The following is a 26,226-nucleotide window of genomic DNA, read 5'->3' as shown; positions in this document are numbered from 1 at the left end:
CTCGCGAAATCCCGCACCACCCTGCCCCCGGCCGTCGAAGCCCATGCTAGGGTTGCGGGCTGCGACAATCCAACGCAAATTGCAGATCTTGCGACTTTAGTCTAGGCGCGCCCGTTTCTGCCATCGCCTCAAGTCTTTGGCTCTGGGCCGCTATGCACATCTCCCGAGGAGACCCTGCTCTGTGAAGAACATCAGCGCCACGCTCGCGATCGTCTGGCGAATCGCCGCTCCTTATTTTCGGTCGGAGGACAAATGGGCGGGTCGGGGCCTGCTCGCCGCCGTCGTCGCGATGGAGCTGGTGCTGGTCGCGATCAATGTGCTCCTCAATCAATGGCAGAACCGGTTCTACAGCGCGCTGCAGGCCTACGATCTGCCCGAGTTCATCAAGGAGGTCTGGATCTTCCTTGGCCTTGCCTTCACCTTCGTCGCACTGGCCGTCTACAAGCTCTACCTCAACCAGTGGCTCCAGATCCGCTGGCGGCAATGGCTGACGCAACATTATCTCGGCGAATGGCTCGACGGCGCCACGCACTACCGCATGCAGCTCAAGGGCGACGCTGCCGACAACCCGGACCAGCGTGTCACCGAGGACGTCAAGACCTTCGTCGAACAAACGCTGACCATCGGCCTTGGCCTTTTGTCCTCGGTCGTGACGCTAGCCTCGTTCGTGGTCATCCTATGGGGGCTGTCCTACAAGGCACCTTTGTACATTTACGGCACCGATATCGTCGTCCCCGGTTTTCTGGTCTGGTGCGCGGTGGTCTACGCGATTGTGGGTACCGCGCTGACGCACTGGATCGGCGCCCCGCTCATCAATCTGAATTTCGAGCAGCAACGCTTCGAGGCCGATTTCCGCTTCAACCTGATCCGCGTGCGCGAAAATTCCGAGCAGATCGCCCTTTTGAAGGGCGAGAGCGCGGAGCGAGGGCGTCTCCTGCAGCGCTTCGGCTTCGTCATCGGCAATTGGTACGAGATCATGCGTCGGAACAAGCGCCTGATCGCGTTTACGGCAAGCTACGGTCAGGCTGCAACGATCTTTCCCTATGTAGTGGTGGCGCCTGCCTACTTCGCCAAGCGCATCCAACTCGGCGACATGATGCAGACTGGCTCGGCGTTCGGCAGCGTGCAGGACGCGCTGTCCTTCTTCGTCACCGCCTATCGCTCGCTCGCCGAATGGCGCGCGGTGATTGCGCGACTCGATGGCTTCGAGATGTCGGTCAGCTCCGCCGCCCATGGCGCAGGGCTCGAGCCGACCATCGATGTTGCGCCGTCGAAGGGCAAGGCCATCGGGCTCGAGCAATTGCTGGTCAAACTGCCGAACGGCACACCTCTGGTCGCAGCCGATGCCTTCACGATCCAGCCGTCGGAGCGCGTGTTGGTGACCGGACCGTCGGGCTCCGGCAAGTCCACTCTGTTCCGGGCTATCGCCGGCATTTGGCCGTTCGGTACCGGCACGGTCGTCATCCCGGAGAAGGCAAAGCTGATGATGCTGCCGCAGCGACCCTATTTTCCGGTCGGCATGTTGCGCGATGCCATCGTCTATCCGGCAGCGAACGGCGTATTCGACGCTGCGCAAGTCCGCGACGCGCTGATCGCGGTCGGGCTGCCTGATCTCTCCGAGCGGCTGGAGGAGGACGGCCATTGGAACCGGATGCTGTCGCTCGGCGAGCAGCAGCGCCTCGGGCTCGCCCGCGCGCTGTTGCATGTACCGGACTATCTGTTCCTGGACGAGGCGACTGCCTCGCTGGACGAGCCGTCGGAGGCCCGGCTTTATCGGCTCCTGGTGGAGAAGCTGCCGCAGGCAACCATCGTCTCGATCGGCCACCGCTCGACGCTCGACGCTTTCCACACGCGTAAGGTGGCATTGGTGAAGGATGGTGCGATCCACGTGGTCGGCGGTGAACGGGCTGCAGCGGAGCCGACCGCGGCGCGCTGAGGCGCGAGCGGAGGCCGCCGGTTCGGCGCGCGCGGCTCGAACGGCCGCGCTCCAACGTTCGTCCCGGCTTGTCCCACCTGCGCAGCCGAAGCCGCTTCTGCGAGGCGAAGACACGGGCATCCACGTCCTTCAGGAGCTCTGCGCGATACGTGGATGGCCGGGACAGGGCTGGACAGGGCCGGCCATGACGATGTGGCAACATCGGGCCCTCACCGCACACGCCACGGCCAAACTCCAGCAGCGTGCTATTGGACCCAAAGCAAAAGGGCGGCAGGTTGCCCCGCCGCCCTCGCTAAAGTCGTTTCGGAAAGAAACTTACTTCAGATTGCTCATCGCCGTCAGGTCGAACGACAGCTTGGCGATGCCGGCCGCGCCGCACCAGTTGGAGCCGACGCCCGACGGATTGATCGGGGTAACGAAGGTGCCCGAGGACGCGCTGATGTTGCCGCGCGCCGAAAAATCGCTCGTGAAGGCGTTACAGTCGCCCTTCGACAGGTCCGTGTCGGAGTAGCGCAGATCCAGCGTCATCACCTTGTAGGTGAAGCCGATGCCGACATTCCAGGTGTTGTAATCGGCATATTTGATGCCGTTCGGGAAAGCCGCCACGCCGTAGAAGCTGTCCGAGGTGCCGAGCCACTGACGGCCGAACTCACCCGACACGTACATGCCGACGCCGCTCGAGCCGAACACGGTGCTGGGCGCGATATATTTGCCCACGATCGAGGTGTAGTTGCCCCAGGCGCCCGAGTTCAGGTAGCTCGGCGTGTAGTATTCGTTGATGCCGAACGACCAGTTCTCGTTCACCGTGTAGGTGAACTTGCCGTAGACTTCGAAGAAGCTCAGGTCCTTCTTGATCACGTTGGTGTTGAGCAGGGCTTTCTCGGCGCAATTGTCGCCTTGGAAGTTGCCGGCAAAGTCGATGCCGTTGCCGCCGAAATAGCAGCTGCCACCCGGATACAGGTAACCCCAGACGCCGATGTCGAAGGCGAACGCACCGAAGGTCGGGCGGATACCACCGTAGATGTCGACTTCGGCCGCGGCGCGGTTCGGGAACGAGATGCTCGAGGCGGACGTACCGACGTAGAGCTGGAGGTCCTTGGTGACGTTGTAGCGCGGCTCGAAATAGGCCGTGACCGACGGCTTGTGGTTCGACTGGGTGATACCGCGGAAGATGTAGTCGCTCATGATCCCACCGCCGAAGGCGATGTCCCAGGGATCGAAGGCCGGCGGCGGCGGGGCCTTCAGCGCTTTCACCCGCAAGTCTGCCGCGAAAGCCGAACCCGTCGTCACCATTGCCAGCGCCGTTGCCAACAAAGCTACTTTTTTCATTTCGATCCCCATCGCCAGTTCTTAGACCCCAGTCGTATCCCGGAAGCCCCCCGGGGCACTCGACCTGATTGCAAATTACATCACTGCGACAATCTGGATTGGCGGATAGGAACCGTGAAGCAAAAAGCGCGGGCATCTGCCGACTTTTTAGGCGTTTTGACCAATTCACGAAAGGTTGTTGGCCTGTGTGGCTTCCCGATCACATTTTTTACATTCCAAAGTGCACAGGAGGCCCGTGAAAGTCCGGGGGTCTTCGGCGGGGTGGCGCCCAGGCCACGAATCGGACGGGCGGGGCAAACAGGCTGAGCCTGAACAGCTTGCGACGATGCAAAAAGGCCGCAGCGCCCAGCGCCGCGGCCTTTCTGATTGCAGATCGCTTCAAGAGGCAACGAGCGGCCGGGCTTACCCCTGCCCCTCTGCCGGCGCTGGTTCCGCAGAAGACGAAGGCATCGCCCAGCTTGTCTCGGAGGCAGGCTCGGGAGCCGGAGCTTCCACCGGTGCCGATGGCTTCGGAGCAGGAGCTGCCTTCGCCTTCTTCGGTGCCGCTCTCTTCGCGGCCTTCTTGGGTGCGGCCTTCTTGGCCGACTTCGCAGCAGCCTTCCTGGCGGCTTTCTTCGGAGCTGCCTTCTTGGCAGACTTCTTCGCAGTTTTCTTTGCAGTTTTCTTCGCAGTCTTCCTGGCAGACTTTTTTGCGGACTTCTTGGCTGCCTTCTTTGCGGTCTTCTTCGCTGCTACGGCCTTCTTCGCTTTTTTGGCCTTCTTGCTTTTCTTCTTCTTCGCTTTCGCCATCGTGGTCCTCCTGTTGCCGCCGAACAATGGTCGATCGGGCGTCGTTCTGCCGTCACCTCCGGACGAAAGCCCGAGCCTTTGAAAGCTCAAACTTGTGCGTTCGGTGTCGGCCGCGACCCGCCCGTAGCCCAATCGAGAAGCTCAATCGTGTGTACGACCGGAACTGACGTGCCACTGGCAATCTGCACCATGCAGCCGATATTGCCCGCGGCAATCATGTCCGGCTTGACGCTCGCGATGTTGGCGACCTTGCGATCGCGCAACCGGCCCGCAAGCTCGGGCTGGAGAATGTTGTAGGTCCCCGCCGAACCGCAACACAAATGGCTCTCGGGCACATCTTTCACCACGAATCCATTCTTGGAAAGCAATTCTTTCGGAAGGCCCGTGATTTTCTGCCCGTGCTGCAACGAACACGCGGAGTGATAGGCAACGACGATGTCGTCCTGTCTCGCAGTCGTCGCGAGTTCGAGGCCGGCGACGTATTCGGTGATGTCCTTGGAGAGCGCCGACACCTTCGCCGCATCGGCCGCGAACGCGGAGTCCTCGCGCAGGAGATAGCCATAGTCCTTGATGACCGTACCGCAGCCGGAGGTCGTCACCAGGATGGCGTCGAGTCCCTCGCCGGCCGCTTCCTTCCGCCACGCCGCGACGTTGGCGCGAGCTCGCGCCAGCGCATCCTGGTCGTTGCCAAGGTGATGGGTCAGCGCGCCACAGCACTGCTCGTCCCGGACCAGGACCACCTCGATGCCGTGGCGGGTCAGGAGATTGATGGCGGCCTGGTTGATGCGCGGCGCCAGCACCTGCTGGGCGCAGCCCTGGAGTAGCGCCACACGTCCGCGCTTCTTGCCGAGCGCCGCGAATACGCTGCCCGCGGCAGGCCCTGCCGGCGGCAATTGGTTCGGGGCCAGCGCCAGCATCGCCTTGATGCGCTGGATCAATCCGGGCGTCGCCGAAGGCCGCGGCGTCGGCAGCAAGACGCCCAGCGGACGGGCCAGCCGCGCCAGCCACATGCTGATGCGGAAGCGCTGCGGGTCCGGCAGGACGAAGGCCAGCACCTGGCGCAGCAGCCGCTCGGCCAGCGGCCGCTGATAACGCTGCTCGATCCGGACGCGGGCCTGGTCGACGAGGTGCATGTAGTTCACCCCCGAGGGGCAGGTCGTCATGCAGGCAAGGCATGACAGGCAGCGGTCGATATGCTTGACCACCTCGGCCGTCGGCGCCTGATCCTTCTCCAGCATCTCCTTGATCAGGTAGATGCGGCCGCGCGGGCTGTCGAGCTCGTCGCCGAGCAGCACATAGGTCGGACAGGTCGCGGTGCAGAAGCCGCAATGGACGCAGGCCCGCAGGATCTTGTCGGCTTCCGCGATGTCGGGGTCGGCGAGTTGCGCGAGCGAGAATTCGGTCTTCATGACGCAGCGCCTCGCGTCAGCCGTCCCCGGTTGAGAATGGTCTTCGGATCGAAGCTGGCACGCACCCGCTCGCTGAGGGCAGCGATCCCGGGCGCCTGCGGCTGGAACACGTCGATCGTGCGCCTGACATCCTCGGCCGCCCGGATCAGCGTGGCGTGCCCACCGACCGCGTTCGTGCGCTCGCGCACGGCCGGGGCATGCGCGTCGGGCTTTGGCGGCACTGCCGCCCAGATCAGCCCGCCGCCCCAGTCGTAGATCAGATCGCCCCCCGTCTCGCGCGCCAATTGCGTGCCGAGTGCCGCGCCCGAGGCCGGCGGACAGACGATCCGCCACACCGGCCAGGCGCCGAGCGCGCCGCTGGCCGCAAACGGCAGCACATCGCGGATCGCGGCCCACAGCGCCGCGGAGGCGGCATCCTCGACCAGCGTCGCGGTTCCGAACGGCGCCAGCAATTCGCGCAGCGATCCGGCTCGGTGTGCCGCGGACGCGGTGATGCCCTCCAGCCGCAGTGCGGTCAGCGCCTCGCCCTGGCCCGCGATGTCGCCAATCCCCTCGGTCTTGGCCCGGAATGCCTGACACGGCAGATGCGCGGCACCGGAGACGTCGAAGGGCGAGCCCAGCGCCGCGGTCATGGCCTTGTTGGCGGCGGCATCGTCGAGCCCGCGCAGCAACAGCGTCCGCTCGGCCTCCGGCTTCGGCATCACCTTGAGCGTGACCTCCGTCATCACCGACAGCGTGCCCCAGGACCCGGCGAGCAGCTTGCAGAGGTCGTAGCCGGTGACGTTCTTCACCACCTTGCCGCCGGTCTTGAAGCTGTCGCCGAAGCCCGAGACGGCGTGCGCCCCGAGCAGATGATCGCGTGCCCCGCCCGCCCGGATGCGCCGCGGCCCGGCGAGCCCGGCCGCGATCATGCCGCCGATGGTGCCAAGCGCCGGCGTGCCGAGCAGCGGCGCGGTGTTCATCGGCTCGAAGGCGAATTGCTGGTTCTTGGCATCGATCAGCGACAGCACGTCGGCGAGCGGCGCCCCGGCCTGGAGCGTGACGATCAGCTCGTTCGGCTCGTAGGAGGTGACGGCATTCAGCGCGGAGACGTCGAGCACGGCGTTGGTTGCCATCGCATGGCCAATGCTGCGCTTGCTGCCATGACCGATGATCTCGAGCGGCTGCTCGTTCGCGATCGCCGCGCGCACCACCTCTTCGACGTCTTTGGCGTCTCTGACCTTGAGCGTATCCACCACTGAGCCGGTATCGAAGTTTACAGGGGAAAGCAATTCGTTCATCGCGTCGCTAGAACCGCGGCAAATCCGGGAACGCCAGCTTGCCGGCATGCACATGCATGCGGCCGAGCTCGGCGCAGCGGTGCAGGGTCGGAAACACCTTTCCGGGATTGAGCAGGCCCTGTGCGTCGAAGGCGCATTTCAGCCGCTGCTGCTGGTTGAGGTCGATCTCGCTGAACATCTCCGGCATCAGATCGCGCTTCTCGATGCCGACGCCGTGCTCGCCGGTGAGCACGCCGCCGAACTCGACGCAGGCGCGCAGGATGTCGGCGCCGAAGGCTTCGGCGCGCTCGATCTCGCCGGGCTTGTTGGCATCGTAGAGGATCAGCGGATGCAGATTGCCATCGCCGGCGTGGAACACGTTGGCGCAGCCGAGCTGGTATTTTTCCGAGAGCTCGCGGATGCGGGCGAGCGCCTTCGGCAGCGCGCCGCGCGGGATCGTGCCGTCCATGCAGAGATAGTCGGGCGAGATGCGGCCGACGGCCGGAAACGCGGCCTTGCGGCCGGCCCAGAACAGATTGCGCTCGGCCTCCGAGGTCGAGATCTGGCAGCTGGTGGAGCCGCAAGCATTCGCGATCGTTTCGACACGCGTGATCAGCTCATCGACCTCGATCTTGGGACCGTCGAGCTCGATGATGAGGAGCGCTTCGACGTCGAGGGGATAGCCGGCATGGACGAAGGCTTCGGCGGCGTGGATCGCAGGCTTGTCCATCATCTCCATGCCACCGGGAATGATGCCCGCGCCGATGATGCGCGCCACGCATTCGCCGGCCGCCTCGACCTCTGCGAAACCGACCATCAGCGCGCGCGCCGTCTCCGGCTTTTGCAGGATGCGCACCGTGATCTCGGTGATGACGCCGAGCAGGCCTTCGGACCCGGTGATGACGCCCATCAGGTCGTAGCCGGAATTTTCCGCCGACTTGCCGCCGATGCGGAGGATCTCGCCGCTCATCAGCACGATCTCGCAACCGAGCACATTGTTGGTGGTCATGCCGTATTTCAGGCAATGCACCCCGCCGGAATTCTCCGCGACATTGCCGCCGATCGAGCAGGCGATCTGGGAAGACGGATCGGGCGCGTAGTAGAAGCCGGCATGCGCGACCGCCTGGCTGATCGCAAGGTTGGTGACGCCGGGCTCGGTGACGACGACGCGGTTGTCGAAATCGATCTCGCGAATGCGCTTGAACTTGCCGAGCCCCAGCAGCACGCCGTCTTCGAGCGGCAGCGCGCCGCCGGACAGCGAGGTGCCGGAGCCGCGCGGCACCACCTTGATGCCTTGTGCAGCACAATATTTCAGGACGAGCGAGACCTGCTCCGTCGTATCGGGCAGCACCACGACCATCGGCGGCTGCCGGTAGGCGGTCAGCCCGTCGGATTCATACGCCCGCATCTCGGCGGCGCTGTCGATCACGCCCTCGCCGGGCACGATTGCCCGCAACGCAGCAATGATCTCCGCGCGGCGCGCGAGCACCGCCTGGTCGCTCGCAGGCATCATGATGGCCATGACATATCCTTCCGGCTCGTAACCCACGATCAATTTGTCGCGGCAAATCAATCACGTCCGCGCCTGTTTGGGTAGGCCATCCGAAAGTCGGATCGACGATGTTCCGCGACTTCGCTCTGGGACAAGTAGGAAATCGTGAAACCTGTCATGGTTTGATGGCTTGTCCAAGGCGATCAGGCCTGCCAAAAGCGGCGGGCCGGCGATTGTCGACAGGCAAGAGACTGACCAGACCAACCAGGGAAGAGACGAAGAGCACCCGATGACAAAACTGACTTTTGGCGCACTGACGATCCTCACCGTGATTGCCACCGCACCCGCCGCGATGGCGCAGGATGTAGCGGCCGGCAAGACGTCGTTCAACAAATGCCTGGCCTGTCACGCGATCGGCGAAGGCGCCAAGAACAAGGTCGGCCCCGAGCTCAATGGCCTCAACGGCCGCAAATCGGGAACCGCGCCGGGCTACAATTATTCGGACGCGAACAAGAATTCCGGCATCACCTGGGACGAGGCCACGTTCAAGGAATACATCAAGGATCCCAAGGCCAAGATCCCCGGCACCAAGATGGCGTTCGCCGGCATCAAGAACGAGACCGAGATCAACAATCTCTGGGCCTTCCTTGCTCAATACGACAAGGACGGGAAGACCAAGCAGTAGACCCGCAAAAGACGGCCGCCAGAGCTTCGGTTCCGATTGAATCAGAACCGAAGCTCCAGCTTCTTGTTTTGACGCGTTTTCTTCACGCGACCCGGTATCCACTTCGCTCGAAAACGCTTCAATCGGCGGCCGCCTGCGCCGGGACAATCCTGCCGATCATCGTCTCGATCTCCGCCTTCACGAGATCCGGCACGGCGTTCTGCACCATGTGGCCGAGATCGGGCAGCACGATCAGCTTCGCATTCCGCACGGTCGCGGCAAAAGGGCGTGCGTGGATGTCGGTCTTCACAGTCTTGTCGGGCTCTCCGGCGATGATCGTGACCGGCACGGAAATCTCGCCATAGCGCGCAACTTGCGCGGCCACCGCTTCCTTCAGCGTCACCAGATCATGGGCGTTGGCGATGAACTCGCGCGGCCGCAGCAGCAGCGGCGTCGCGGAGTCCTTGACGAAGCCGTCCGGCATGATCTGCGGCAGGAAGACGTTGCGCGCGCCGGATTCGGCGAGGGCGTAGCCGAGCGGCAGCGTGATGGTGTAGGCGAGCAGCGGGCCGATCACGGGCGTTGCAATGATCTCGTTGTAGCGGCCGACGCCGCCGCGCCAGGGATGAGTGACGGGCGCGAGCATGACGAGACCGGCAACGCGGTGCGGATGATCGAGCGCGATCCGCGCGCCGAGGGCGCCGCTCCAGGAGTGCACCACGAAAACCGCGCGATCGATCCCGAGCTTATGAAGCGCCTCATCGATCATCCGCGCCTGGATTTGCGGCGTCGAATCTTGCCGCCGCGCACGGGGGCTCCAGCCATGGCCGGGGCGGTCGATCAGAATCACCCGGCGGTCCCCGGCGAGGATGTCGCCGAGCGGCCGCCGCATCGCTTCGAGATTGGAGCTCGCGCCGTGCAGCATCACGATCGGAAGACCCGAATCGCGTGGGCCGATGTCGACGACATGAAGGGTCGCGCCGTCGACCTCGACCATCCGGCCCTGCGGTGGAAAGGTGTGTTGCACGGCGACGATTCCCGCCTGCGTGACCAGTGCCAGCAGAACCAGCGCCGTCACGACTGACATCACGATCATGGGGAGAATCCGGGTGATCCTGGGCACAGGGCAGTTACGGGTCTGATCGGGCAACAGTTTCGCCGTCGGCTTTCCGCGGAGAACACCGGGGCTGTGGATATGTGCATAATTGCAGGACGAAAAAAACTCAACAAAATCAACAACATTAGAAGAGCTTCGCAAGCCCCGAAACAGCTTCATGCAACCGTCATCGCCACTTCCATATAATCGCCATGGTCGGTTCCGCCATCTAGACGCTGGTGGGCCGATCCTCCTCGCAACCTCGGACGATGCGGGAAAGACCGGCAGAATTTGTCCTGGTTTGAACCGGAGAAGTTTCAATGAGCTTCAGATCGAACGACACTGCGATCGACGAAATCGTCGCGAGCTGCAACGGCGACCTGCGCGGTGCCGTGCGGGCGCTGCTCCTGATCAACGAGCATCTCGAGACCGAGCTTGCAAAGGCTTACGCCGCGGCCGCCGACCGCGGCCTCGTCGAGCGCGGCAGCAGCGTCCTGCATTGAGCGCAGGCTAGTCTAGTTCGTACCGCCTTCCGCTTTCTCCTCCTCGGGCGTGACTGCGGGACAGGCGCGGATCGTCGACCGGGCAAGCTTGGCATCGGCCATGGACTTGTAGGGACCGTCGCCGAACCAGATATCGCCGATGATCACGGGATTGCTGGTCACGATGTTGCATTTTCCGGTGGCGCGGTTGCCAACCACCCAGAACAGTCCGTCGGCGAAGCTCGGTGCCCCCGACGCGAGCAGCAATATGGCTGCGACTACCAAACGCTTCATGGCTGTGCTCCTGCCATGCAGGTAGGCCTGCAGCAGGTCCCGCAATAGCCCTAGCGACGCCCCGCTTCGGATCGTGGTTAATCCGGACACGCCGCAACCGCTCGGCAATTGATCAACTTGTCCCTATTGGCTTGAGCACGATCGACCGCTGCAGACCCTTTGCGGCTCATGCCCTAGATGTCGCGACCTTCGACTTTCTCGGTCAGCGCCTTGACTTGATCGGGTATCTTTTCGAGGTGCGGATTGACGGCGAGCGCCTTGCGATAGGCATCAAGCGCGCGCTTCTCGTCGCCGACCTCCTGCATGATCATGCCGAGCCCGGCGAGCGCGCCGAAATGGCGCGGCTCCCGGATCAGCACTTGCTGGATATCCGCGAGAGAGCGGCGATAGTCGTTCTGCATGTAATAGAGCGTCGCCCGCCGGTTCCAGGCCTCGATGTAGTCGGGCCTGAGCTTGATGACCGAATCCAGCAGCTTGATCGCGACATCGATCTTTTTCGCATCGACGGCGGTCTTGGCGCGCGACATCAGAAGCGCCGCGGTGTCGCTCGGGGTCTGGAGCCAGATCGCCCAGATCCGCGCCTCGACATGCTTGGCGCTGACCTCGTCGGGAGCGGCCTTCAGCGCGCCGAACAAGAAATCGAGATTCTTGCTGCGATCGACCTTGGGCAGCTTGGCCGGCGCTTCGGGCAGCTTCTTCTGCTTGCCGGGCGGCTCAACCTGCTGCGCCAGGGCTGGAGCCAAGCCGGCGGCTACAAGCGCAAGGGCCAGACACAAGGTGCGCGCGAAGGGGAATCTCACTGCCATGATGAAAGTCTAAACGCGCAAAGCCGCCCTTGCAAAGCAAAGGCGGCGTCAAACTCATGTGAGCAGTGGTCTTGCGGGGCGCGCGAAGGCGTCCGGCCGGGCGAGATCAGCCCTGCCGCGCCTTGAAGCGGCGCTGCACCTTGTTGATCACATAAACCCGGCCCTTGCGGCGGACCAGGCGGTTGGCGCGATGGCGACCGCGCAGCGATTTCAGCGAGTTACGGACCTTCATGGCAGAATCCTGAACGTTCGAAAGGCCGTGTTCGGCACTACCGTTTCGGCACGCGCGAATGTGGCAAAATGAGATTTTTCCCGCTGGCGGACCGACCGCCCGGGACGGGGCGGTTCTTAAGGCATGGCGGGCGGTGATGTCAATGTTAACCGCCCCGTTCCGGGCCAGCAAAATCGTGAAAACAACCCCATGCACAGTAGAAACGGCCGGATCGGCCCGATCTGCCCGACCGATAACCTGCGGCAGCGCCTTGCCAATTTCGTTATATCATATAATCAATTCGGCAACCCGTCGGGAGGAAACCCATGCCGAAACTGAAGCTGCCGAACATCGACGATGTCGTCGCCATCGACATCCACACCCATGCCGAGGAGCCGTGCGGCTGCCATCCCGACGATGGCTATGACGATTTCCAGGCGCAGATGGCCGACTACTTCAAGTCGCCGAACAAGCACCCGCCGACCGTACCGGAGACCGCGGCCTACTACCGCTCCAAGAACATCGCCGCCGTGATCTTCCCTGTCGACGCCGAGCGCGAGACCGGCTTCCGCCGCTACAACAATTACGAGATGCTGGAGGTCGCTTCCGAGCATCTGGACGTCCTCATCCCCTTCGTCTCGATCGACCCGCACAAGGGCAAGCTAGGGGCACGCGAGGCGCGCAAGCTGATCGAGGAATACGGCGTGCGCGGCTTCAAATTCCACCCGACCATGCAGGGCTTCTACGCCAACGACCGCATGGCCTATCCGCTCTATGAAGAGATCAACAATGGCGGGGCGATCGCGCTGTTTCACACCGGCCAGACCGGCGTCGGCTCGGGCATGCCCGGCGGCATGGGCATGCGGCTGAAATATTCCAACCCGATGTACATGGACGACGTCGCGGCCGATTTCCCCGACCTCAAGATCATCCTCGCCCACCCCTCCTTCCCATGGCAGGAGGAGGCGCTGTCGGTCGCGACCCACAAGCCGAACGTCTATATCGACCTCTCGGGCTGGTCGCCGAAATATTTCCCGCCGATCCTGGTGCGCTACATCAACTCGATCCTGCAGGACAAGATGCTGTTCGGCTCGGACTGGCCGGTGATCACGCCGGACCGCTGGCTGTCGGACTTTGCCAAGATCGACATCCGCGACGAGATCCGGCCGAAGGTCTTGAAGGCCAACGCGCGCAAGCTGCTGGGGATCTAATGGCGGCATGAGTTTGGGTTGAATTGATGCCGGGCGCCGAGTTCACCTCTCCCATAGGGAGAGGTGAACCCGAACGACCGACCGACTCGCCGCGGCGCATTGAGGGCTTCGATTCCGCGGACCGAAGCCCTCACGACGGCGGCGTCAGACCTGCGCAAGGCCTCCATCGACGAAGACCTCGCCGCCGGTCATGAAGCTGCTGTCCGAGGACGCCAGGAACGCGGCCACGGCCCCGGTCTCGCTCGGGTCGCCTACGCGCCCGATGGGGGTCGAGCTGCCGAGCGCATCAAATGCTTCCTCGCCCACGACCTCCAGCGCCAGCTCAGTCTTGGTCGGCCCCGGCGACAGCACATTGACGCGGATGCCCGTGCCGCGCAGGTCCAGCGCCCAGCTGCGCGCCAGATTGCGGATCGCGGCCTTGGTCGCGCTGTAGATGCTGAATTGCGGCGTCCCCATCACGCCCGTGCTCGAACCGGTCAGGATGATCGACGATCCCTTCCGCATCAGCGGCAGAGCTTTCTGCACCGTGAAAACCAGCCCTTTCACATTGACGTCGAAAATCTGATCGTAATGCTCGGGCGTGATCTCGCCGAGCGGCGCAAACGCTCCGGTCCCGGCATTGGCGAATAGGACGTCGACGCCGCCGCGTTCGGCCTTGACCGTCGCGTATAGCCGGTCGAGGTCGGACGGATCCGTGACCGAGCCTCTTACGGCGCGCGCCGAGGACCCGAGCTGCGCGAGGGCAGCGTCGAGCGGCTCCTGCCGTCGCCCGAAGATGTAGACGAACGCGCCCTCATCGACGAACCGTTTGGCGGCTCCGAACCCGATGCCGGTTCCACCGCCTGTCACCACCGCCGTCTTGCCTTGTAGTTTGCTCATGATGTGCTCCTTCATTGAGGTTGCACTGAGCTGGCGGCGTACCCACCTATTGACAAGTATGCACCTTTTGGTAAGTGCCCGAAAAATGTCGTCAGATCGTTCAGACCTCATCTCCCCGCCGGCGCAGGCTCAAGCAGACGTCCCGCGTTGCACGCCGAATCTGCCCGGCTTCACGTGCGGCTTGGATGCGACCTTGCGGGTCATCTCGGGCAAATGGAAACCGCTGATCCTGTACTTCCTCGCCCAGGACGGCCCGACCCGCTACGGCGAGCTCCGGCGAGCCGTGCGCGACGTCAGCGACAAGGTGCTGATCCAACAGCTCAAGGAGCTGGAGGCTGACGGTCTCGTGAAGCGGACCGACTACAAGGAGGTGCCGCCGCGTGTGGACTATAGCCTCACGCCTTTGGGCCGCAGCCTGGCCCAGGCCCTCGTGCCGCTCTGCTCCTGGGGCACGGAGCATATGGCGGAGGTCAGCCAGGTCTTCGCCGAGCGGGCGACCTGGAATACAAAACGACAGTAAGCGGTCCGCATCGGTATAGTTGGTCCGCGCGCCTGCAACGATCCAAGGGAGCGGGTCATGAGCATGAAAGCCGTCGTCTTCGACGCCTACGGAACGCTGTACGACATCCAGTCGGTCGCCAATATCACCGAGGATGCGTTTCCGGGCTATGGCGAGATCATCACGCAGGTCTGGCGCATCAAGCAGCTCGAATACACCTGGCTGCGCTCGCTGATGCGGCGCTACCAGGATTTTGCCGTCGTCACCCGCGACTCGCTCGCCTATACGCTGCGAATACTGGGGCTCGCTTACGAGAGCGACGCATTCGAGCGTGTGATCGAGAAATATCTGCACCTCGATCTCTATCCGGACGCGACGGCAGCGCTCACGGCACTGAAGCCGCGCAAGCTCGCCATCCTTTCCAACGGCAGCCCGGATATGCTCAATGCGCTCGTGCGCAATTCGGGCCTCGATGCCCTGCTCGATGCCACCATCAGCGTCGACGCGAAGAAGATTTTCAAGCCGAGCCCGCAGGCTTATGAGCTGATCGGCGAGGTGCTCGGCACCGCGCCGAACGAGGTACTGTTCGTCTCATCCAATCCCTGGGACGTGGCTGGTGCGAAATCGTTCGGATTGAACGTTGCCTGGATAGAGCGTGTGACGCCCGAAGCCATGGCGCTGGCTTGCGTCGAGAACGAACTCGTGGCACCGCTCACCATGTTCAAGGCGATCCGCACCCAGATGGACGAGCTTGGTTTTGCGCCGGACCACCGCGTCCGCTCACTCTCCGAGCTGCCAAGAATCGCGTAAGGGTCGCCGCCCGCCTGTGAGATTGCAATGAGCTGCCCGGAATGAGCCTGGAATCCGTTCGCGCCTTCTTCGCCGAAAAAGCCCCCGATATCTCCGTCATCGAATCCCCAATCAGCTCCGCGACCGTGGCGCTGGCGGCCGAAGCCTATGGTGTCGAGCCGGGACGGATCGCCAAGACGCTGTCGTTACGGATCGGCGATCGCGTGATCCTGATCGTCGCCGCCGGCACCTCGCGCATGGACAACAAGAAGGTGAAGGCGCAGTTCGGCGGCAAGCCGAAGATGCTGGGTCTGGAGGAAGTCGCCGACATCACAGGGCACGAGGTCGGCGGCGTCTGCCCCTTCGGCCTGAAATCGCCGCTGCCGATCTATTGCGATGTCTCGCTGAAGGCGTTCGATGTCGTGGTTCCGGCCGCAGGCTCGACCCACAGCGCGGTGCGGATCACGCCTGATCGGCTGGCCGAGCTGGTCGCCGCCGAATGGGTCGATGTCTGTGAGCACCGCCCCTAAATCGCGATGAGATGAGGACGAATCGTCATCGCGCTTGAGCTCGTTGTTTGAGCACAATCCCTTCGGAGAATCGCCGCGCACTTTTCCGGATCATGCTTCCGAGCGGCTAGTCATCCTCGTCGTAAGGCTGCGGCTGTGCGGGCGGAGGTGGCGGCGCCGCGTTGTAACGCGGTGGCGTATCGACGCGATTGCGCGGCACCGGCTGTTGTTGCGGCATCTGGTTGTTGGACTGGAACACTGCGCGGCAGCCGCTTGAGAGCTGCGGTGTGTTCTGCTGCAAACAAGCCGTGATGCGATTCACATCGGGAATCTGGTCGCTGCACAGACGCCACACATCGGGCGTGCAAGCCATCTGCTGTTCCATCGTGCCGCGGTATTCTTCGGCGAATGCTGCGCCCTGCGCGACGATGCCGCCAACCGCAAGCGCCACACCCAGCGCAATCCGCTCTGCTCGCATGTCTCGGTCCTTCTCGAATCCGACAAATCTCTTCAATCAATGAGGCGAGAGCCGGATCTGGACCAACAAAAAAATGTGAAAGGACTGAAGGAACCTATTCCACCTTACCGATCTTCTTCACCGCCGCGATCAGACGCGAGCTGTCGGCAGCAATGAACTGCGAGAAGGCCGGCGCGTCCTGATAGGCAACGAGACTGCCCGAGGTTTCGAACGCCTTGAGGACATCAGGACTCGTCATCACCTGCGCCATTGCCTCGCGCAGACGGGCCGCTATCGTGCCGGCAGGGCGCTCTGCGCGAACAGCCGCCCGGATGTCCATCTCGACATCCTTGTAGCCGAGCTCCCGGAAGGTCGGCACGTCGGGGACGCTCACGATGCGATGCGCGCCGCAATTGCCGAGCACGCGCAGCTTGCCGTCGTCGACCTGCGGCTTCGGTGCCTTCCCCTGATTTTCTTTGCTGCGTTGATAGCCTAACCTGCCAAGCGGCAAGAACAAGACGTTTACGATGCGTTAGCCATGTCCGGTCCGGGGCCGGGAACGCATGTCCGGACCCGCTGTTGCACTCCCAGGGAGAGAGTGATGCGCAATCCTGGAACCATCGACGTCGCTCTGGACGAGATGCTGGTCAATCTTGCCGCAATCGTGTTGCGGCTTTCAAGACCGGACGTGACGCGAACGCCGGACGCGCGGCGCGCACTGGCGCAATCCGTCCATCAATACGCCGCCTGCGCAGCACGCTCGAGCGATCCGCGCGTTCACGAGTTGAAGATGCAGCTGGAGGAGACGCTGAGGCCGAACTTGCGAATTGTCGCAAGCGATGGCGTGGAGGTGTCTTAGTCGGGATTACGCGAGATGGCACCCTTCTTCGACCGCCGCTTGCAGATGCTGGGCAGCTCCGCCGCCAGGAAATCGCCGAGCGCTTCGACGCGCGCGGGACGGGGGCCGCCGGGCGGCGTCACCAGGTGCACGGCGCCTTCGGCCTGCGTCCAGTCCTTCAGGATGACTTCGACCTCGCCGGAGGCAATGGCTTCGCCGACGATGAATTCAGGCAGCTCGGCGATGCCGAGGCCGGCGATCAGTGCCGGCATCACGGCTTCGCCGTTGTTGACGCGAAGTTGTCCTCCCGGGCGTACGCTGGCCTGCTCACCGGCGGAATTGGTGTAGTGCCAGATGTTGGGCGTCGAGAGATAGGCGTAGCTGAAGCACTTGTGCTGGGCGAGATGCATCGGATGCGTCGGCCTGCCGTGGCGTTTCAGATACGACGGCGCGGCGACCGTGTAGCGCGGCATGGTGAAGAGCCGCCGCGCGATCAGCGAAGAGTCCGGCAGCCGCGCGATCCGCACCGCCATGTCGAAACCCTCGCCGATCAGGTCGATGGTCGCATCGCTCAAATGCAGATCGACCGAGACTTCCGGATAGGCTTCGAAGAACTCCGGCAGCAGCGGCGCCACGGCCTTGATGCCGAATGTCATGGGGACGGCGAGCCGCACCAGCCCGCGCGGCGCGACCGATTGCGCCAATGCCTCGTTCTCCGCCGCCTCGCCGTCGGCCAGCAACCGCGTCGCGCGGTCGGCGAGCTTGTGCCCGGCATCGGTCAACGCGAGCCGGCGCGAGGTGCGGTTGAACAGCCGCGCGCCGAGCCGCTCCTCCAGCCGGGTCACTGCCTTCGAAACCGTCGCCTTGGACATCGCGAGCTCGCCCGCAGCCCCCGCAAACGACCGCAATTCCACGACTTTTGCGAAGATCGCGAGCGCCTCGAAATCGGGGAGTTTTGCCATGGGCGCGGCCTCACGAGGACGGATAAGGAAACAATGAGTTTCAACAGTTTCTATTTCTATACCACATAGACAGGCTTATCCAAGGGTCATCAGAAATTCAGGACTCGATGTCGATGGCGGGTTCGCGCTGATCGGAACCGCGGCTCATTCACGTCAGGGAATTGCACAGATGATCGAACTCAGACCTTTCGCAAAGCTCGGCGGCGCCGATCACGGCTGGCTCAAGGCCAAGCATCATTTCTCCTTCGCCAGCCACTATGACCCGAACAACATGGGCCACGGCGCCTTGCGGGTGTGGAATGACGACGAGATCGCACCGAACACCGGCTTTCCCGCCCATCCCCACGCCAACATGGAAATCATCACCTATGTGCGCGAGGGCGCAATCACCCATCAGGACAGCCTCGGCAACGAGGGCCGGACTGAAGCGGGCGACGTGCAGGTGATGAGCGCCGGCAGCGGCATCCGCCACTCCGAGTACAATCTCGAGCCGACCAGGACGCGGATCTTCCAGATCTGGATCGAGCCGACCGCGCGAGGCGGCCAGCCGACCTGGGGCTCCAAACCGTTCCCGAAGGCGGACCGCTCCGGCAAGCTCGTCACCATTGCGAGCGGCTTCGGGGACGATGCGGACGCACTGCCGATCCGCGCCGATGCGCGGGTGCTCGCCACCACGCTGAAGGCCGGCGAGAGCGCCGCGTACGAACCGCAGCAGTCGCGGCACCTCTACCTCGTGCCTGCGGCGGGTTCCGTCGAGATCAACGGCGTACGCGTCAATGCCCGCGACGGCGCCGCGATCCGCGACGAGGCCAAGCTGAAGATCACGGCGCTCGAAGACTCCGAGCTCGTGCTCGTCGACGCGGCCTAACTATCTCTTCGTCATGGCCGGGCTTGTCCCGGCCATCCACGCCGATCCGCGTCGAACAAGAACGTGGATGCCCGGGACGAGCCCGGGCATGACGTCCCCCAATAACCAGCCGTCAAACCCGCCCAACGGAGACCACCATGACCAAAGTTCTCGTCCTCTATTATTCCGCCTATGGCCATATCGAAGCCATGGCCAATGCCGTCGCCGAAGGCGCGCGCGAAGCCGGCGCCACCGTCGACGTCAAGCGCGTGCCGGAGCTGGTGCCGGCCGAGGTCGCGAAGGCCTCGCACTACAAGCTCGACCAGGCCGCGCCGGTCGCCAGGATCGAGGATCTCGCCAATTACGACGCGATCATCGTCGGCACCGGCACCCGCTTCGGCCGGATGGCCTCGCAGATGGCGAACTTCCTCGACCAGGCCGGTGGGCTCTGGGCCAAGGGCGCACTGCACGGCAAGGTCGGCGGCGCCTTCACCTCCACCGCGACCCAGCACGGCGGCCAGGAGACCACGCTGTTCTCGATCATCACCAACCTGCTGCATTTCGGCATGGTCGTGGTCGGCATGAATTACGGCTTCGCCGGCCAGATGAAGCTCGACGAGGTCACCGGCGGCGCACCCTACGGCGCGACCACCATCACCGGCGGCGACGGCAGCCGCCAGCCCAGCAGCAACGAGCTCGCCGGCGCTCGCTATCAGGGACGCCAGATCGCGGAAACCGCGAAGAAGCTGCACGGCTGAGCTACGCGTTTCAGCCTTGCATGGCTGATACGACGTGGGCGGCATTCTCATTCGGGATTGCCGCCCCATCTGCGGCTAAAGCGCGATGAGATCAGGACGAATCGTCATCGCGTTTTGCGTTGTTGTTTGAGCATGATCTCCGCGCAAACGCGTTCCGCGTCTGTCGCGCGGGAAAGCCGCTGCACTTTTCCGGATCCTGCTCCAGGATATTCGACCAAGAACGATACGAATGGCCTTCGAACTCTTGTTGATCGCACAGATGATCCGCAAACCCGCACAGGTGCTTGCGCGCCGCTGGTATTGTCGCAGCCTATTCCGCGCCTCGCGCGGCCGGCTTCGCTGCGCCAATTGCACGGGATCGTGAAGCCTGTTCGGACGACAAGAACGCGGCACCCTGCGGCACTTTTTATCGCACTCCCTTGCCCATCGCCCGCGCCGCGAGGGCGGCGAGCTTCGGATAGCGGCGCAGGCCCTGCGCGGCATGATCGCGCCATGCGTAGGGCAAACCGCGCCAGGACAGCGCAACGCTGACATCGGTCAGCGGCACCCTCTCGGCGCCGAGGCGCCGCTTGTAGTCCTGATTGCCGATGCTGAGGTCGAAACGGCGCAGGCCCTGCGCATGCAGCGCGGCCATGGTGCGCTCGGTGACGAGCAGACCCGGCGAGCAGCTCGACCATGAATCGCTGGCGTGACTGATGCGCAGCAGGACATAGGTCGCGCCGTGCCTGACGCCGAGCGCGGTGGCGACGATGCCCTCGTCGCACACCAGCGCCGAGACCATGGCATAACCTTCCGCGACGCCCCGGCGGACGACCTCGCGATAGAACCGCGCATGGGTCTCATCGTTGAGGACGAAGGGCGAGCCGAGCTTTTGCATGCGCGCCTGCTGCTGGACATCCATCACGTCCAGCAGTTCATGCGCACGCGCGACATCCGCGGCGATCTCGAATCGCGCGCCGGCATGACGGCTGAAGACCCGCCAGCAGCGCGGCATCTGCAGGCGCTTGATCGAGGCCTGGTAATCGCGATAGTCACCGCCCATCAGCACGAGATTGCCATTGAGCGAGGAGGATCCGATCCGCCCAAGCGACACCAGCGGATTGGGCTTGTCTCCGACCTGCGCCGGCATCTTCCTCAGGCGGAGCAGATCGAAGCAGTCGGGCAGCGCGCGCAACGCGTCGATCAACGCTTTGTTGATCGCATCCGTCGCCCCCGCGTCCAGCGCGGTATCGAGCGCCAGGATCGGCGCATTGTTGTCGGAGACGCCGAGGTCTGCGAACTCGACGATGCGGATGCCGCGCCTGATATGGCTGATCATCGGCACAATCGCGATGTCCTTGCCAGTGGCGACATCGGAGATCACGGCGATCAGCGGGGCGACGTCCTGAAACGACTCGTACCAGGCGTCGAGCCAGTAGACATGCTGGAACGCGGTGCGGAGCCCGGCGCTCATGCGCGAGGCCACGTGCCGCCAGTCACGCACGAAATCGATTGCGATTCCCGACGTGCTGGACACCTGGCCGTCTAGTTGCTCGACGCTGAGAAACGTCATCCGCTTGGCGTACGATTCCTGAATGTTTCCAGATAAATTATGTTTTGCTGTGGTCCACAAGCAACGTCGCCGCTTATCGTTAAGCCGGCGTCACCTGGACCGGCCTGACTGCGACAAGCTGTCAGCGTCTCGGCTCTCTCTGCTCGACGCATTGGAACCTTGCCAGGAAGTGCAGGCCGGCCACGGCGAGAGCGAACATGAACCAGATCGGATTCTGCCGGTCGAGCAGGAACGTCTCGGTGGCTCCGTAGTACAGGCCGAACAACCATACGGTGAGGAACAGCTTGGCCAGTGCGCCACTGCGGCTGCGAGCCTGCGCCGTCTGAAAGTTGTTGAGCGGTGCGAGCACAAAGACGAGAACGACCAGCAGCAGGCCCGGCAGGCCGATTGTGACCGCGAGGTCGAGATAGCTGTTGTGGCTGTGGGCCGCGGTGGTTGCCCATTCGGCACCTTGCGCGGTCTGACGTGCCGTCACGTCGTCCCAGAACGCCGCATAGCCGTGGCCGATGATCGGCTTCTCCGCGACGGCCGCGAGCGCGAACTCCCAGATCGCGGAGCGGCCGGTGAAGGTAGGATCGAGCGGAAGCAGCCGCGTCATGCCGCCGAGCGCCGGGCTCATGACGCTGCCGACGGTCAACAGGTTCATCGCGATCAGCGGCACGAAGCAGATGATCCGCTTCAGCCACAGGCCTGGCGTGACATAGACCAGCGAGGCGAGCGCGTAGATCGCCAAGCACAGCACCGAGGACGTCTTGCCGCCGGTGAAGATCAGGAAGATGCCGGCCAGCGCTGCGATCGCGGGCCCCATCACGAACGAGCCCACGGCGGACAGGTAGATGCCGACATAGACAAGGATGGTCATCACGGGCGAGGCGACGTTCTTGTGGCCAAAGCTGCCGCGCCAGTCGCCGGCAAGTTGCGGCTCGGTGATGTCGAGGGCCGTGTGGATCGAATATTGCGGCGCGAGGACGACACCGAGATAGCAGAGCGCGAGCAGCACGAGCGCGGCGATACCCAGGCAAAGGTTGAAGCTGCGCTGCGTCGGCGGCAGCAACGGCAGCAAGACGGCGAGCGACGTCACGCTGGCCGCGAGCACGAACCGCTGGAGCGAAACGCCGCGGCTCTCGGAGAAGACGATGTTGACCACCAGCCAGCCCACGAGGCAGAGATGAAGCGGCGTCAGCAGGCTCTTCAGTGCAGGCGCATCCGAAGCAGCGACGCACAGCACGGCGACCGCAGCCAGGAGGCCCCAGGAAACATAGGTCAGCGCCATTCGTCCGCCGACGACGGTGGTGACGTCGGGGTTGCGCAGGTCGGGGAACGGATCAAGCGTCACCAGCACCAGCAGCAGCGCCCCGATCGCGACGAGGCAGCGCGCCGCCTGCAAGGCATTGAGCCCCGCAAGGCCGTCGCGCAGGACATGGCCCAACGATCTCGCCTCGATCTCAGTCATGTCTGCGGCGCTGCGGTCCAAACTGCAATCCATGAGCAAGTGGTGGGCGGGGAGCTCCAAGTTCTAGCTCGCCCCCGTTAACCATCCGTCAACCAGCATCCCGACGATGGCGGACACTGGTGCAGCCGAACTGCGGCCGCACTCTTCCAGATCTGCCATCGGCTCGATGGCACCGGCTTAACGCTAATACACGAAACCGGCGCCGCGCAGACCTTCGTGGCAACGGCTTGACCGTAAAGCGAGTATCATCCGCCGGCAGCCGGACTTGCGATCGTCAGCGTTGCCAACGCGGCCGACAGGTCTCGGTTAACAGATCATTAATGACGAGCCGTAGCTTGAGCATCGCTGAAGACGTTCTCGAACTGCCAGCTGCCCCCCGCGCGGAGGCGCCAGCGCGCCTCCCGCTTCAGGTCGGCTCGACTACGTCGGTGTCCGTCGTCATTCCCGCCAAGAACGCTGCAGCCTATGTCGGCGAAACGCTCGCCAGCGCTCTGGCGCAGCGCGAGGTGACCGAGGTGATCGTCGTGGACGACGGCTCGACCGACGAAACCGTTGCGATCGTCCGGGCCGTGCGAGACGCGCGGTTGCGCCTGATGCAGAACGATTCCGCGGGTGTCTCGGCGGCGCGCAATCTCGGCGCCCGGCATGCGAGCGGCGAGTGGCTGCTCTTCCTCGATTCCGATGACCGCTTGCGTCCCGGCGCGGTGGCGGCGCTCCTGTCGGCGGCGCGCGGTGCTCCGCGCGCTGTTCTCGTCTACGGAGACTACAACACGATCGATAGCGAAGGACGGCAGATCGGCCGGCGCGACCTGTTGAAGGGACGCCGCAAGCCGTCCGGCGACGTGCTGGCGCAGCTCGCGGCCGGGAACTTCATCGTCAACGGTGGCATCGTGCTCACCCGTGCGAACGCTTTCCGCGCCGTCGGCGGTTTCGACGTCTCGCTCAGATATTGCGAGGACTGGCATTGCTGGTGCCGCCTTGCAGCGATCGGCGAGTTCGAATTCGCGCCGAAGCTTCTGCTTGACTATCGCCTGCATACGGCCAACACGATGAACGCGGCGGTGTGTACCCCGCAGGATTTCCTGCCGGCGGTCGCGCGGGTTTTCGATGACGGGCTGATCCTGGCGAGGCTCCCCGTTGGCGCGGCAAGCGGGCTGCGCCGGGCTGCCGAGATTCATCTCGTCACCTATTCGGCGATGCAGGCGGTTCGCTTCGGCAGATATCGCGAAGCCTTCGCCTATCTCGCGATGATCGGCCGGCGGTCGCTCAGATCGCTGGCACGCGCCGCAATCAGGGTCACTCTCGCCCGTTTCGGCATCTAGCCCGTCGCCGCATCCTCAAGACGCGATCTTCGAGGCTTCATAAGGCTTCGGCTCGAGGCCGAAGGCTGCCAGGGCGGCGCCAAGCGCAACCATCACGGGATGCATCGCGACGACTGCCTTCGACGACCTCTGCAAGGCTGCGGCGCGAACCAGCGACAGCGGCACCCGCCCAAGCATCTGCGCGAACACCCGCGCACGCGCCGCCGTGTTCTGCGCGGCCTTGTACTGCACACGATAGTTGATCGCACCGATGCGCAGGCCGCGCTTTGCGATCCAGCCCAGGCTGGTGCGGTTGTGCGGCACGGTCTCGGTGATGACGGCGTCCGCCGTCCAGTGGAACAGCATGCCGGCGTCACGGCACCGCACGAAGAAATCACAATCGCCGCCGCCGAGGAAATTGAAGCGCAGGTCGAACGCGGGACGATCGAACCGCTCGAAGGCGGCACGCGTGATCAGACAATTGCCGCACCCGTAGATCAGCGGCACCGCGCCGCTGTAGTCGTAGGCGGGACAGAAGGCCGGATGACGCGAAAGCCAGGGCTTGCTGTCGTCGTCGAAGACCGGCAGCACCGGCCCACCTACCACGTCGGCACCGGTCGCCTCCGCAGTGCGGACCATCAGTTCGAGCCAGTCGGGCGAAGCGATCTCGTCGTCGTCGATCATCAGGAAACGAGTCGCGGCGGGAAACAGCCCCTGCGCCGTCTCGAATGCAGCATTGATCGCCTGGCAGTTCCCCTGCCGCTTCTCGATGAGGCAAACGCCCTGGAGCCGTCCTGCTGCCAGAAACTCTGCAGCAACCGGCGCGCTTTCGCGCCGGATGGCATCGTTCTCGACCATGACGACGGCGAAGGAACGCGGGGTGCGCTGGTTCGCCAGCGATTCCAGCGTCAGCCGCAGGTGCTGCGGACGGCGGAAGCAGGGGATGCAGACGACGATGCCAACCGACAGGTCGATGACGCCGGAGCTCGCCGCGATCTCCCGGTTGGGATCGCGCACGGCATCCGAGATGCGTGTGGCGGACAGGTCTGTCGGGATCAATGTCATGACGTTCTAGATGTCCGAGATGTATTGAAAAAGCCCTGCTTCGATCGCGCGGATCGACCTCGTCCCGCGATGGCACGTCGCCGCGGGACAGATGCGTGCCAAAATGAACGGTCCGCGCACGGCGATCTCCAGCCATCCTGGCACAACGCTATGCACTTAACCGCCTTCGCGTGTTTCTGCCGCAGAACCTCGCATGCGTGCTAGTGCAATTCGCGGTCCAGTGTGCCGACAAGGTCTCAACATGAACAATGCCGTAGTTAACGCCTATACGCATTAACCCGACCGTAAGCACTGCGATCAGTGAGACGGCGCGGCATCGGATTTGCTCTTCGGGCGAGCGAGTCTTTTCCTGTAAAATTGAATAGAACAAGCGCGGTCAGAAAATCATGAACAAGCCAGCCACGATCGACTTCGCGACAGCCACGGCAATCAATGTCTCCGCGTCCACACCACCCACCCAGGCGCTGCACGATCTGGTCCCCGGCGAAGCCCGCGACAGCCTGCTCGCCGTCCATGACGTGCTGTGCCGCGAGCTGCCGCGGGACCGGCTCGCCATCTATGAGGCCGGCGGCGGCTCGTGCAGCGTTCTGCCACCGGAATTGCTGAGCCGCAGCAAGGTCACCGTCGTCGACATCGACGAGGAACAGGTCCGCAACAACACCTACGCCGACGAGGCGATCCTCGGCGACGTCCAGACCTACCGCTTCGGGCGCGACACCTTCGATCTCGTGATCTGCTACAACGTGATCGAGCATCTGCCGAACGTCGATGCCGCGCTCCTGAACTTCCGTGACGCGCTCAAGCGCGGCGGGATGATCCTGATCGGCGCGCCCAATCCGCGCTCGCTCTCCGGTGTCGTCACCAAATATTCGCCGCACTGGTTTCACGTCTGGTTCTACCGGCACATCCGCGGCATCAAGGATGCCGGCCTGCCCGGCGAACCACCGTTCCCGACGTTCTTCCATCCGCTGGTGACGCTGCCCCGGCTGGAAGCATTCGCGACCGCCAACGGCCTCGAGATGATCTATCGTCGTGAGGTCGAGAGTCCGCGCTATCCCGAGATGCGCCGGCGCAAGCCGTTGTTCGCGGCCCTGGTCGACGCCGGCGCCGCGGTGCTGAACGCCGTGCTCCCCCGCGGCACCGACGTCCGTCGCGGCGACTATCACGTCATCCTGCGGAAGAGCTGACCACCGTGACGCCTGCCCGGCCCATCACTGGACGAGCGACGGCTCGCGGCCACGCTGCGCGCGGTAACGAATCGTTAATCCCTGGAAGACTCCGGTATCGCGAGCTTCACAAGGACGCGCCGATGGGCGGCATGCGCTTAAACGCTTTGTTT

28 protein-coding genes are annotated in these 26,226 nt (G+C 63.8%); 12 read left to right on the top strand and 16 right to left on the bottom strand.

Going from position 1 to position 26,226, the window contains the following annotated elements:
* The first annotated feature begins 181 nt into the window (after window positions 1-181).
* A complete protein-coding gene (locus ACSHT2_RS24790; protein ID WP_440637138.1) occupies window positions 182-1,936 on the top strand; it encodes an ABC transporter ATP-binding protein/permease in 1,755 nt (584 codons plus the stop codon).
* 315 nt (window positions 1,937-2,251) lie between these two features.
* Here the strand turns inward: ACSHT2_RS24790 and ACSHT2_RS24785 are convergent, their stop codons facing one another.
* The 5 genes from ACSHT2_RS24785 to ACSHT2_RS24765 all read right to left on the bottom strand — a co-directional run bounded on the left by ACSHT2_RS24785 (window position 2,252) and on the right by ACSHT2_RS24765 (window position 8,244).
* Complete coding sequence (locus tag ACSHT2_RS24785; RefSeq protein ID WP_440637137.1) at window positions 2,252-3,265, bottom strand: TorF family putative porin; 1,014 nt, start codon at window positions 3,263-3,265, stop codon at window positions 2,252-2,254.
* A 402-nt stretch (window positions 3,266-3,667) separates the two neighbouring features.
* Window positions 3,668-4,054 (bottom strand): histone, encoded by a 387-nt coding sequence (locus ACSHT2_RS24780; RefSeq protein ID WP_440637136.1) that lies wholly within the window; start codon window positions 4,052-4,054, stop codon window positions 3,668-3,670.
* Window positions 4,055-4,140: 86 nt separating this feature from the next.
* Window positions 4,141-5,463: a glycolate oxidase subunit GlcF gene (gene glcF, locus ACSHT2_RS24775; RefSeq protein ID WP_440637135.1), complete on the bottom strand. Its 1,323-nt coding sequence runs from the start codon at window positions 5,461-5,463 to the stop codon at window positions 4,141-4,143.
* Complete coding sequence (locus ACSHT2_RS24770; RefSeq protein ID WP_440642922.1) at window positions 5,460-6,698, bottom strand: FAD-binding protein; 1,239 nt, start codon at window positions 6,696-6,698, stop codon at window positions 5,460-5,462. The genes glcF and ACSHT2_RS24770 overlap by 4 nt, the downstream gene beginning before the upstream one ends.
* A 52-nt stretch (window positions 6,699-6,750) precedes the next feature.
* Window positions 6,751-8,244: an FAD-linked oxidase C-terminal domain-containing protein gene (locus tag ACSHT2_RS24765; protein ID WP_440637133.1), complete on the bottom strand. Its 1,494-nt coding sequence runs from the start codon at window positions 8,242-8,244 to the stop codon at window positions 6,751-6,753.
* Between the two features lie 259 nt (window positions 8,245-8,503).
* Between ACSHT2_RS24765 and cycA the strand changes: the two genes are divergently transcribed.
* Complete coding sequence (gene cycA, locus ACSHT2_RS24760) at window positions 8,504-8,899, top strand: cytochrome c-550 CycA (RefSeq protein ID WP_440637131.1); 396 nt, start codon at window positions 8,504-8,506, stop codon at window positions 8,897-8,899.
* Between the two features lie 118 nt (window positions 8,900-9,017).
* Here the strand turns inward: cycA and ACSHT2_RS24755 are convergent, their stop codons facing one another.
* The gene (locus ACSHT2_RS24755) at window positions 9,018-9,974 is read right to left on the bottom strand and encodes an alpha/beta fold hydrolase (protein WP_440637130.1); all 957 of its coding nucleotides are present in this window, start codon (window positions 9,972-9,974) and stop codon (window positions 9,018-9,020) included.
* Between the two features lie 320 nt (window positions 9,975-10,294).
* Between ACSHT2_RS24755 and ACSHT2_RS24750 the strand changes: the two genes are divergently transcribed.
* Window positions 10,295-10,477 (top strand): hypothetical protein, encoded by a 183-nt coding sequence (locus tag ACSHT2_RS24750; protein ID WP_028180446.1) that lies wholly within the window; start codon window positions 10,295-10,297, stop codon window positions 10,475-10,477.
* Window positions 10,478-10,489: 12 nt separating this feature from the next.
* On the opposite strand, the gene ACSHT2_RS24745 is transcribed toward ACSHT2_RS24750, so the two are convergent.
* From ACSHT2_RS24745 to ykgO, 3 genes are all read right to left on the bottom strand, one after another.
* Entirely contained in the window at window positions 10,490-10,750 is a 261-nt protein-coding gene (locus tag ACSHT2_RS24745; protein WP_440637128.1) for a hypothetical protein, read from the bottom strand.
* A 173-nt stretch (window positions 10,751-10,923) separates the two neighbouring features.
* The gene (locus tag ACSHT2_RS24740) at window positions 10,924-11,556 is read right to left on the bottom strand and encodes a tetratricopeptide repeat protein (RefSeq protein WP_440637127.1); all 633 of its coding nucleotides are present in this window, start codon (window positions 11,554-11,556) and stop codon (window positions 10,924-10,926) included.
* 106 nt (window positions 11,557-11,662) lie between these two features.
* Entirely contained in the window at window positions 11,663-11,788 is a 126-nt protein-coding gene (ykgO, locus tag ACSHT2_RS24735) for a type B 50S ribosomal protein L36 (RefSeq protein WP_006611362.1), read from the bottom strand.
* A 305-nt stretch (window positions 11,789-12,093) separates the two neighbouring features.
* Here ykgO and ACSHT2_RS24730 point away from each other — a divergent pair, with 305 nt between their 5' ends.
* A complete protein-coding gene (locus tag ACSHT2_RS24730; RefSeq protein ID WP_440637125.1) occupies window positions 12,094-12,978 on the top strand; it encodes an amidohydrolase family protein in 885 nt (294 codons plus the stop codon).
* Between the two features lie 144 nt (window positions 12,979-13,122).
* Here ACSHT2_RS24730 and ACSHT2_RS24725 read toward each other — a convergent pair whose 3' ends face one another.
* Window positions 13,123-13,857, bottom strand: coding sequence for an SDR family NAD(P)-dependent oxidoreductase (locus ACSHT2_RS24725; protein WP_440637123.1), 735 nt, complete (start codon window positions 13,855-13,857; stop codon window positions 13,123-13,125).
* Between the two features lie 160 nt (window positions 13,858-14,017).
* On the opposite strand from ACSHT2_RS24725, the gene ACSHT2_RS24720 reads away from it, so the two are divergent.
* Genes ACSHT2_RS24720 through ACSHT2_RS24710 form a run of 3 tightly spaced genes read left to right on the top strand, consistent with a single transcriptional unit; the run spans window position 14,018 to window position 15,675 of the window.
* A complete protein-coding gene (locus tag ACSHT2_RS24720) occupies window positions 14,018-14,377 on the top strand; it encodes a winged helix-turn-helix transcriptional regulator (RefSeq protein ID WP_440642921.1) in 360 nt (119 codons plus the stop codon).
* Window positions 14,378-14,434: 57 nt separating this feature from the next.
* Entirely contained in the window at window positions 14,435-15,166 is a 732-nt protein-coding gene (locus ACSHT2_RS24715) for a haloacid dehalogenase type II (protein WP_440637121.1), read from the top strand.
* Window positions 15,167-15,207: 41 nt separating this feature from the next.
* A complete protein-coding gene (locus tag ACSHT2_RS24710; protein ID WP_440637120.1) occupies window positions 15,208-15,675 on the top strand; it encodes a YbaK/EbsC family protein in 468 nt (155 codons plus the stop codon).
* A gap of 106 nt (window positions 15,676-15,781) precedes the next feature.
* On the opposite strand, the gene ACSHT2_RS24705 is transcribed toward ACSHT2_RS24710, so the two are convergent.
* Entirely contained in the window at window positions 15,782-16,132 is a 351-nt protein-coding gene (locus ACSHT2_RS24705; RefSeq protein WP_440637118.1) for a hypothetical protein, read from the bottom strand.
* 94 nt (window positions 16,133-16,226) lie between these two features.
* Window positions 16,227-16,628: a tripartite tricarboxylate transporter substrate-binding protein gene (locus tag ACSHT2_RS24700; protein WP_440637116.1), complete on the bottom strand. Its 402-nt coding sequence runs from the start codon at window positions 16,626-16,628 to the stop codon at window positions 16,227-16,229.
* 84 nt (window positions 16,629-16,712) lie between these two features.
* On the opposite strand from ACSHT2_RS24700, the gene ACSHT2_RS24695 reads away from it, so the two are divergent.
* Window positions 16,713-16,970 (top strand): hypothetical protein, encoded by a 258-nt coding sequence (locus ACSHT2_RS24695; RefSeq protein ID WP_199752229.1) that lies wholly within the window; start codon window positions 16,713-16,715, stop codon window positions 16,968-16,970.
* On the opposite strand, the gene ACSHT2_RS24690 is transcribed toward ACSHT2_RS24695, so the two are convergent.
* The gene (locus ACSHT2_RS24690; RefSeq protein WP_440637114.1) at window positions 16,967-17,911 is read right to left on the bottom strand and encodes a LysR family transcriptional regulator; all 945 of its coding nucleotides are present in this window, start codon (window positions 17,909-17,911) and stop codon (window positions 16,967-16,969) included. The two genes, ACSHT2_RS24695 and ACSHT2_RS24690, sit on opposite strands and share 4 nt — an antisense overlap.
* Window positions 17,912-18,080: 169 nt before the next feature.
* On the opposite strand from ACSHT2_RS24690, the gene ACSHT2_RS24685 reads away from it, so the two are divergent.
* Together ACSHT2_RS24685 and wrbA are read left to right on the top strand one after the other, a co-directional pair.
* Window positions 18,081-18,779, top strand: coding sequence for a pirin family protein (locus ACSHT2_RS24685; RefSeq protein WP_440637113.1), 699 nt, complete (start codon window positions 18,081-18,083; stop codon window positions 18,777-18,779).
* Between the two features lie 137 nt (window positions 18,780-18,916).
* Window positions 18,917-19,516 (top strand): NAD(P)H:quinone oxidoreductase, encoded by a 600-nt coding sequence (gene wrbA, locus ACSHT2_RS24680; RefSeq protein WP_440637111.1) that lies wholly within the window; start codon window positions 18,917-18,919, stop codon window positions 19,514-19,516.
* A 406-nt stretch (window positions 19,517-19,922) separates the two neighbouring features.
* On the opposite strand, the gene ACSHT2_RS24675 is transcribed toward wrbA, so the two are convergent.
* Entirely contained in the window at window positions 19,923-21,068 is a 1,146-nt protein-coding gene (locus ACSHT2_RS24675; protein WP_440637109.1) for a GNAT family N-acetyltransferase, read from the bottom strand.
* 121 nt (window positions 21,069-21,189) lie between these two features.
* On the bottom strand, window positions 21,190-22,542 hold the full coding sequence (locus ACSHT2_RS24670; protein WP_440637108.1) for an O-antigen ligase family protein: 1,353 nt from the start codon (window positions 22,540-22,542) through the stop codon (window positions 21,190-21,192).
* Between the two features lie 314 nt (window positions 22,543-22,856).
* Between ACSHT2_RS24670 and ACSHT2_RS24665 the strand changes: the two genes are divergently transcribed.
* Window positions 22,857-23,843 (top strand): glycosyltransferase, encoded by a 987-nt coding sequence (locus tag ACSHT2_RS24665; RefSeq protein ID WP_440637106.1) that lies wholly within the window; start codon window positions 22,857-22,859, stop codon window positions 23,841-23,843.
* A gap of 15 nt (window positions 23,844-23,858) precedes the next feature.
* Here the strand turns inward: ACSHT2_RS24665 and ACSHT2_RS24660 are convergent, their stop codons facing one another.
* On the bottom strand, window positions 23,859-24,887 hold the full coding sequence (locus ACSHT2_RS24660) for a glycosyltransferase family 2 protein (protein WP_440637105.1): 1,029 nt from the start codon (window positions 24,885-24,887) through the stop codon (window positions 23,859-23,861).
* A gap of 386 nt (window positions 24,888-25,273) precedes the next feature.
* On the opposite strand from ACSHT2_RS24660, the gene ACSHT2_RS24655 reads away from it, so the two are divergent.
* Complete coding sequence (locus ACSHT2_RS24655; protein ID WP_440637104.1) at window positions 25,274-26,074, top strand: class I SAM-dependent methyltransferase; 801 nt, start codon at window positions 25,274-25,276, stop codon at window positions 26,072-26,074.
* Window positions 26,075-26,226: the final 152 nt, after the last annotated feature.

The sequence above is a fragment of the Bradyrhizobium sp. PUT101 genome, assembly GCF_052043945.1.
In the GTDB taxonomy this organism is placed as follows: Bacteria; Pseudomonadota; Alphaproteobacteria; order Rhizobiales; family Xanthobacteraceae; genus Bradyrhizobium.
The sequence above is the reverse complement of the archived record's forward strand: the minus strand, read 5'-3'. Positions and strand labels throughout refer to the sequence as shown.

Bases quoted from the DNA above. Each gene is read 5' to 3' on its own strand.
- cycA (WP_440637131.1), top strand. From the start codon at position 8,504: ATGACAAAACTGACTTTTGGCGCACTGACGATCCTCACCGTGATTGCC.
- ACSHT2_RS24705 (WP_440637118.1), bottom strand. From the start codon at position 16,132: ATGCGAGCAGAGCGGATTGCGCTGGGTGTGGCGCTTGCGGTTGGCGGC.
- ACSHT2_RS24755 (WP_440637130.1), bottom strand. From the start codon at position 9,974: ATGATCGTGATGTCAGTCGTGACGGCGCTGGTTCTGCTGGCACTGGTC.
- ACSHT2_RS24750 (WP_028180446.1), top strand. From the start codon at position 10,295: ATGAGCTTCAGATCGAACGACACTGCGATCGACGAAATCGTCGCGAGC.
- ACSHT2_RS24765 (WP_440637133.1), bottom strand. From the start codon at position 8,244: ATGGCCATCATGATGCCTGCGAGCGACCAGGCGGTGCTCGCGCGCCGC.
- ACSHT2_RS24685 (WP_440637113.1), top strand. From the start codon at position 18,081: ATGATCGAACTCAGACCTTTCGCAAAGCTCGGCGGCGCCGATCACGGC.
- ykgO (WP_006611362.1), bottom strand. From the start codon at position 11,788: ATGAAGGTCCGTAACTCGCTGAAATCGCTGCGCGGTCGCCATCGCGCC.
- ACSHT2_RS24740 (WP_440637127.1), bottom strand. From the start codon at position 11,556: ATGGCAGTGAGATTCCCCTTCGCGCGCACCTTGTGTCTGGCCCTTGCG.
- ACSHT2_RS24715 (WP_440637121.1), top strand. From the start codon at position 14,435: ATGAGCATGAAAGCCGTCGTCTTCGACGCCTACGGAACGCTGTACGAC.
- ACSHT2_RS24710 (WP_440637120.1), top strand. From the start codon at position 15,208: ATGAGCCTGGAATCCGTTCGCGCCTTCTTCGCCGAAAAAGCCCCCGAT.
- glcF (WP_440637135.1), bottom strand. From the start codon at position 5,463: ATGAAGACCGAATTCTCGCTCGCGCAACTCGCCGACCCCGACATCGCG.
- ACSHT2_RS24690 (WP_440637114.1), bottom strand. From the start codon at position 17,911: ATGGCAAAACTCCCCGATTTCGAGGCGCTCGCGATCTTCGCAAAAGTC.
- ACSHT2_RS24725 (WP_440637123.1), bottom strand. From the start codon at position 13,857: ATGAGCAAACTACAAGGCAAGACGGCGGTGGTGACAGGCGGTGGAACC.
- ACSHT2_RS24745 (WP_440637128.1), bottom strand. From the start codon at position 10,750: ATGAAGCGTTTGGTAGTCGCAGCCATATTGCTGCTCGCGTCGGGGGCA.
- ACSHT2_RS24655 (WP_440637104.1), top strand. From the start codon at position 25,274: ATGAACAAGCCAGCCACGATCGACTTCGCGACAGCCACGGCAATCAAT.
- ACSHT2_RS24695 (WP_199752229.1), top strand. From the start codon at position 16,713: ATGCGCAATCCTGGAACCATCGACGTCGCTCTGGACGAGATGCTGGTC.
- ACSHT2_RS24785 (WP_440637137.1), bottom strand. From the start codon at position 3,265: ATGAAAAAAGTAGCTTTGTTGGCAACGGCGCTGGCAATGGTGACGACG.
- ACSHT2_RS24730 (WP_440637125.1), top strand. From the start codon at position 12,094: ATGCCGAAACTGAAGCTGCCGAACATCGACGATGTCGTCGCCATCGAC.
- ACSHT2_RS24780 (WP_440637136.1), bottom strand. From the start codon at position 4,054: ATGGCGAAAGCGAAGAAGAAGAAAAGCAAGAAGGCCAAAAAAGCGAAG.
- wrbA (WP_440637111.1), top strand. From the start codon at position 18,917: ATGACCAAAGTTCTCGTCCTCTATTATTCCGCCTATGGCCATATCGAA.
- ACSHT2_RS24660 (WP_440637105.1), bottom strand. From the start codon at position 24,887: ATGACATTGATCCCGACAGACCTGTCCGCCACACGCATCTCGGATGCC.
- ACSHT2_RS24675 (WP_440637109.1), bottom strand. From the start codon at position 21,068: ATGACGTTTCTCAGCGTCGAGCAACTAGACGGCCAGGTGTCCAGCACG.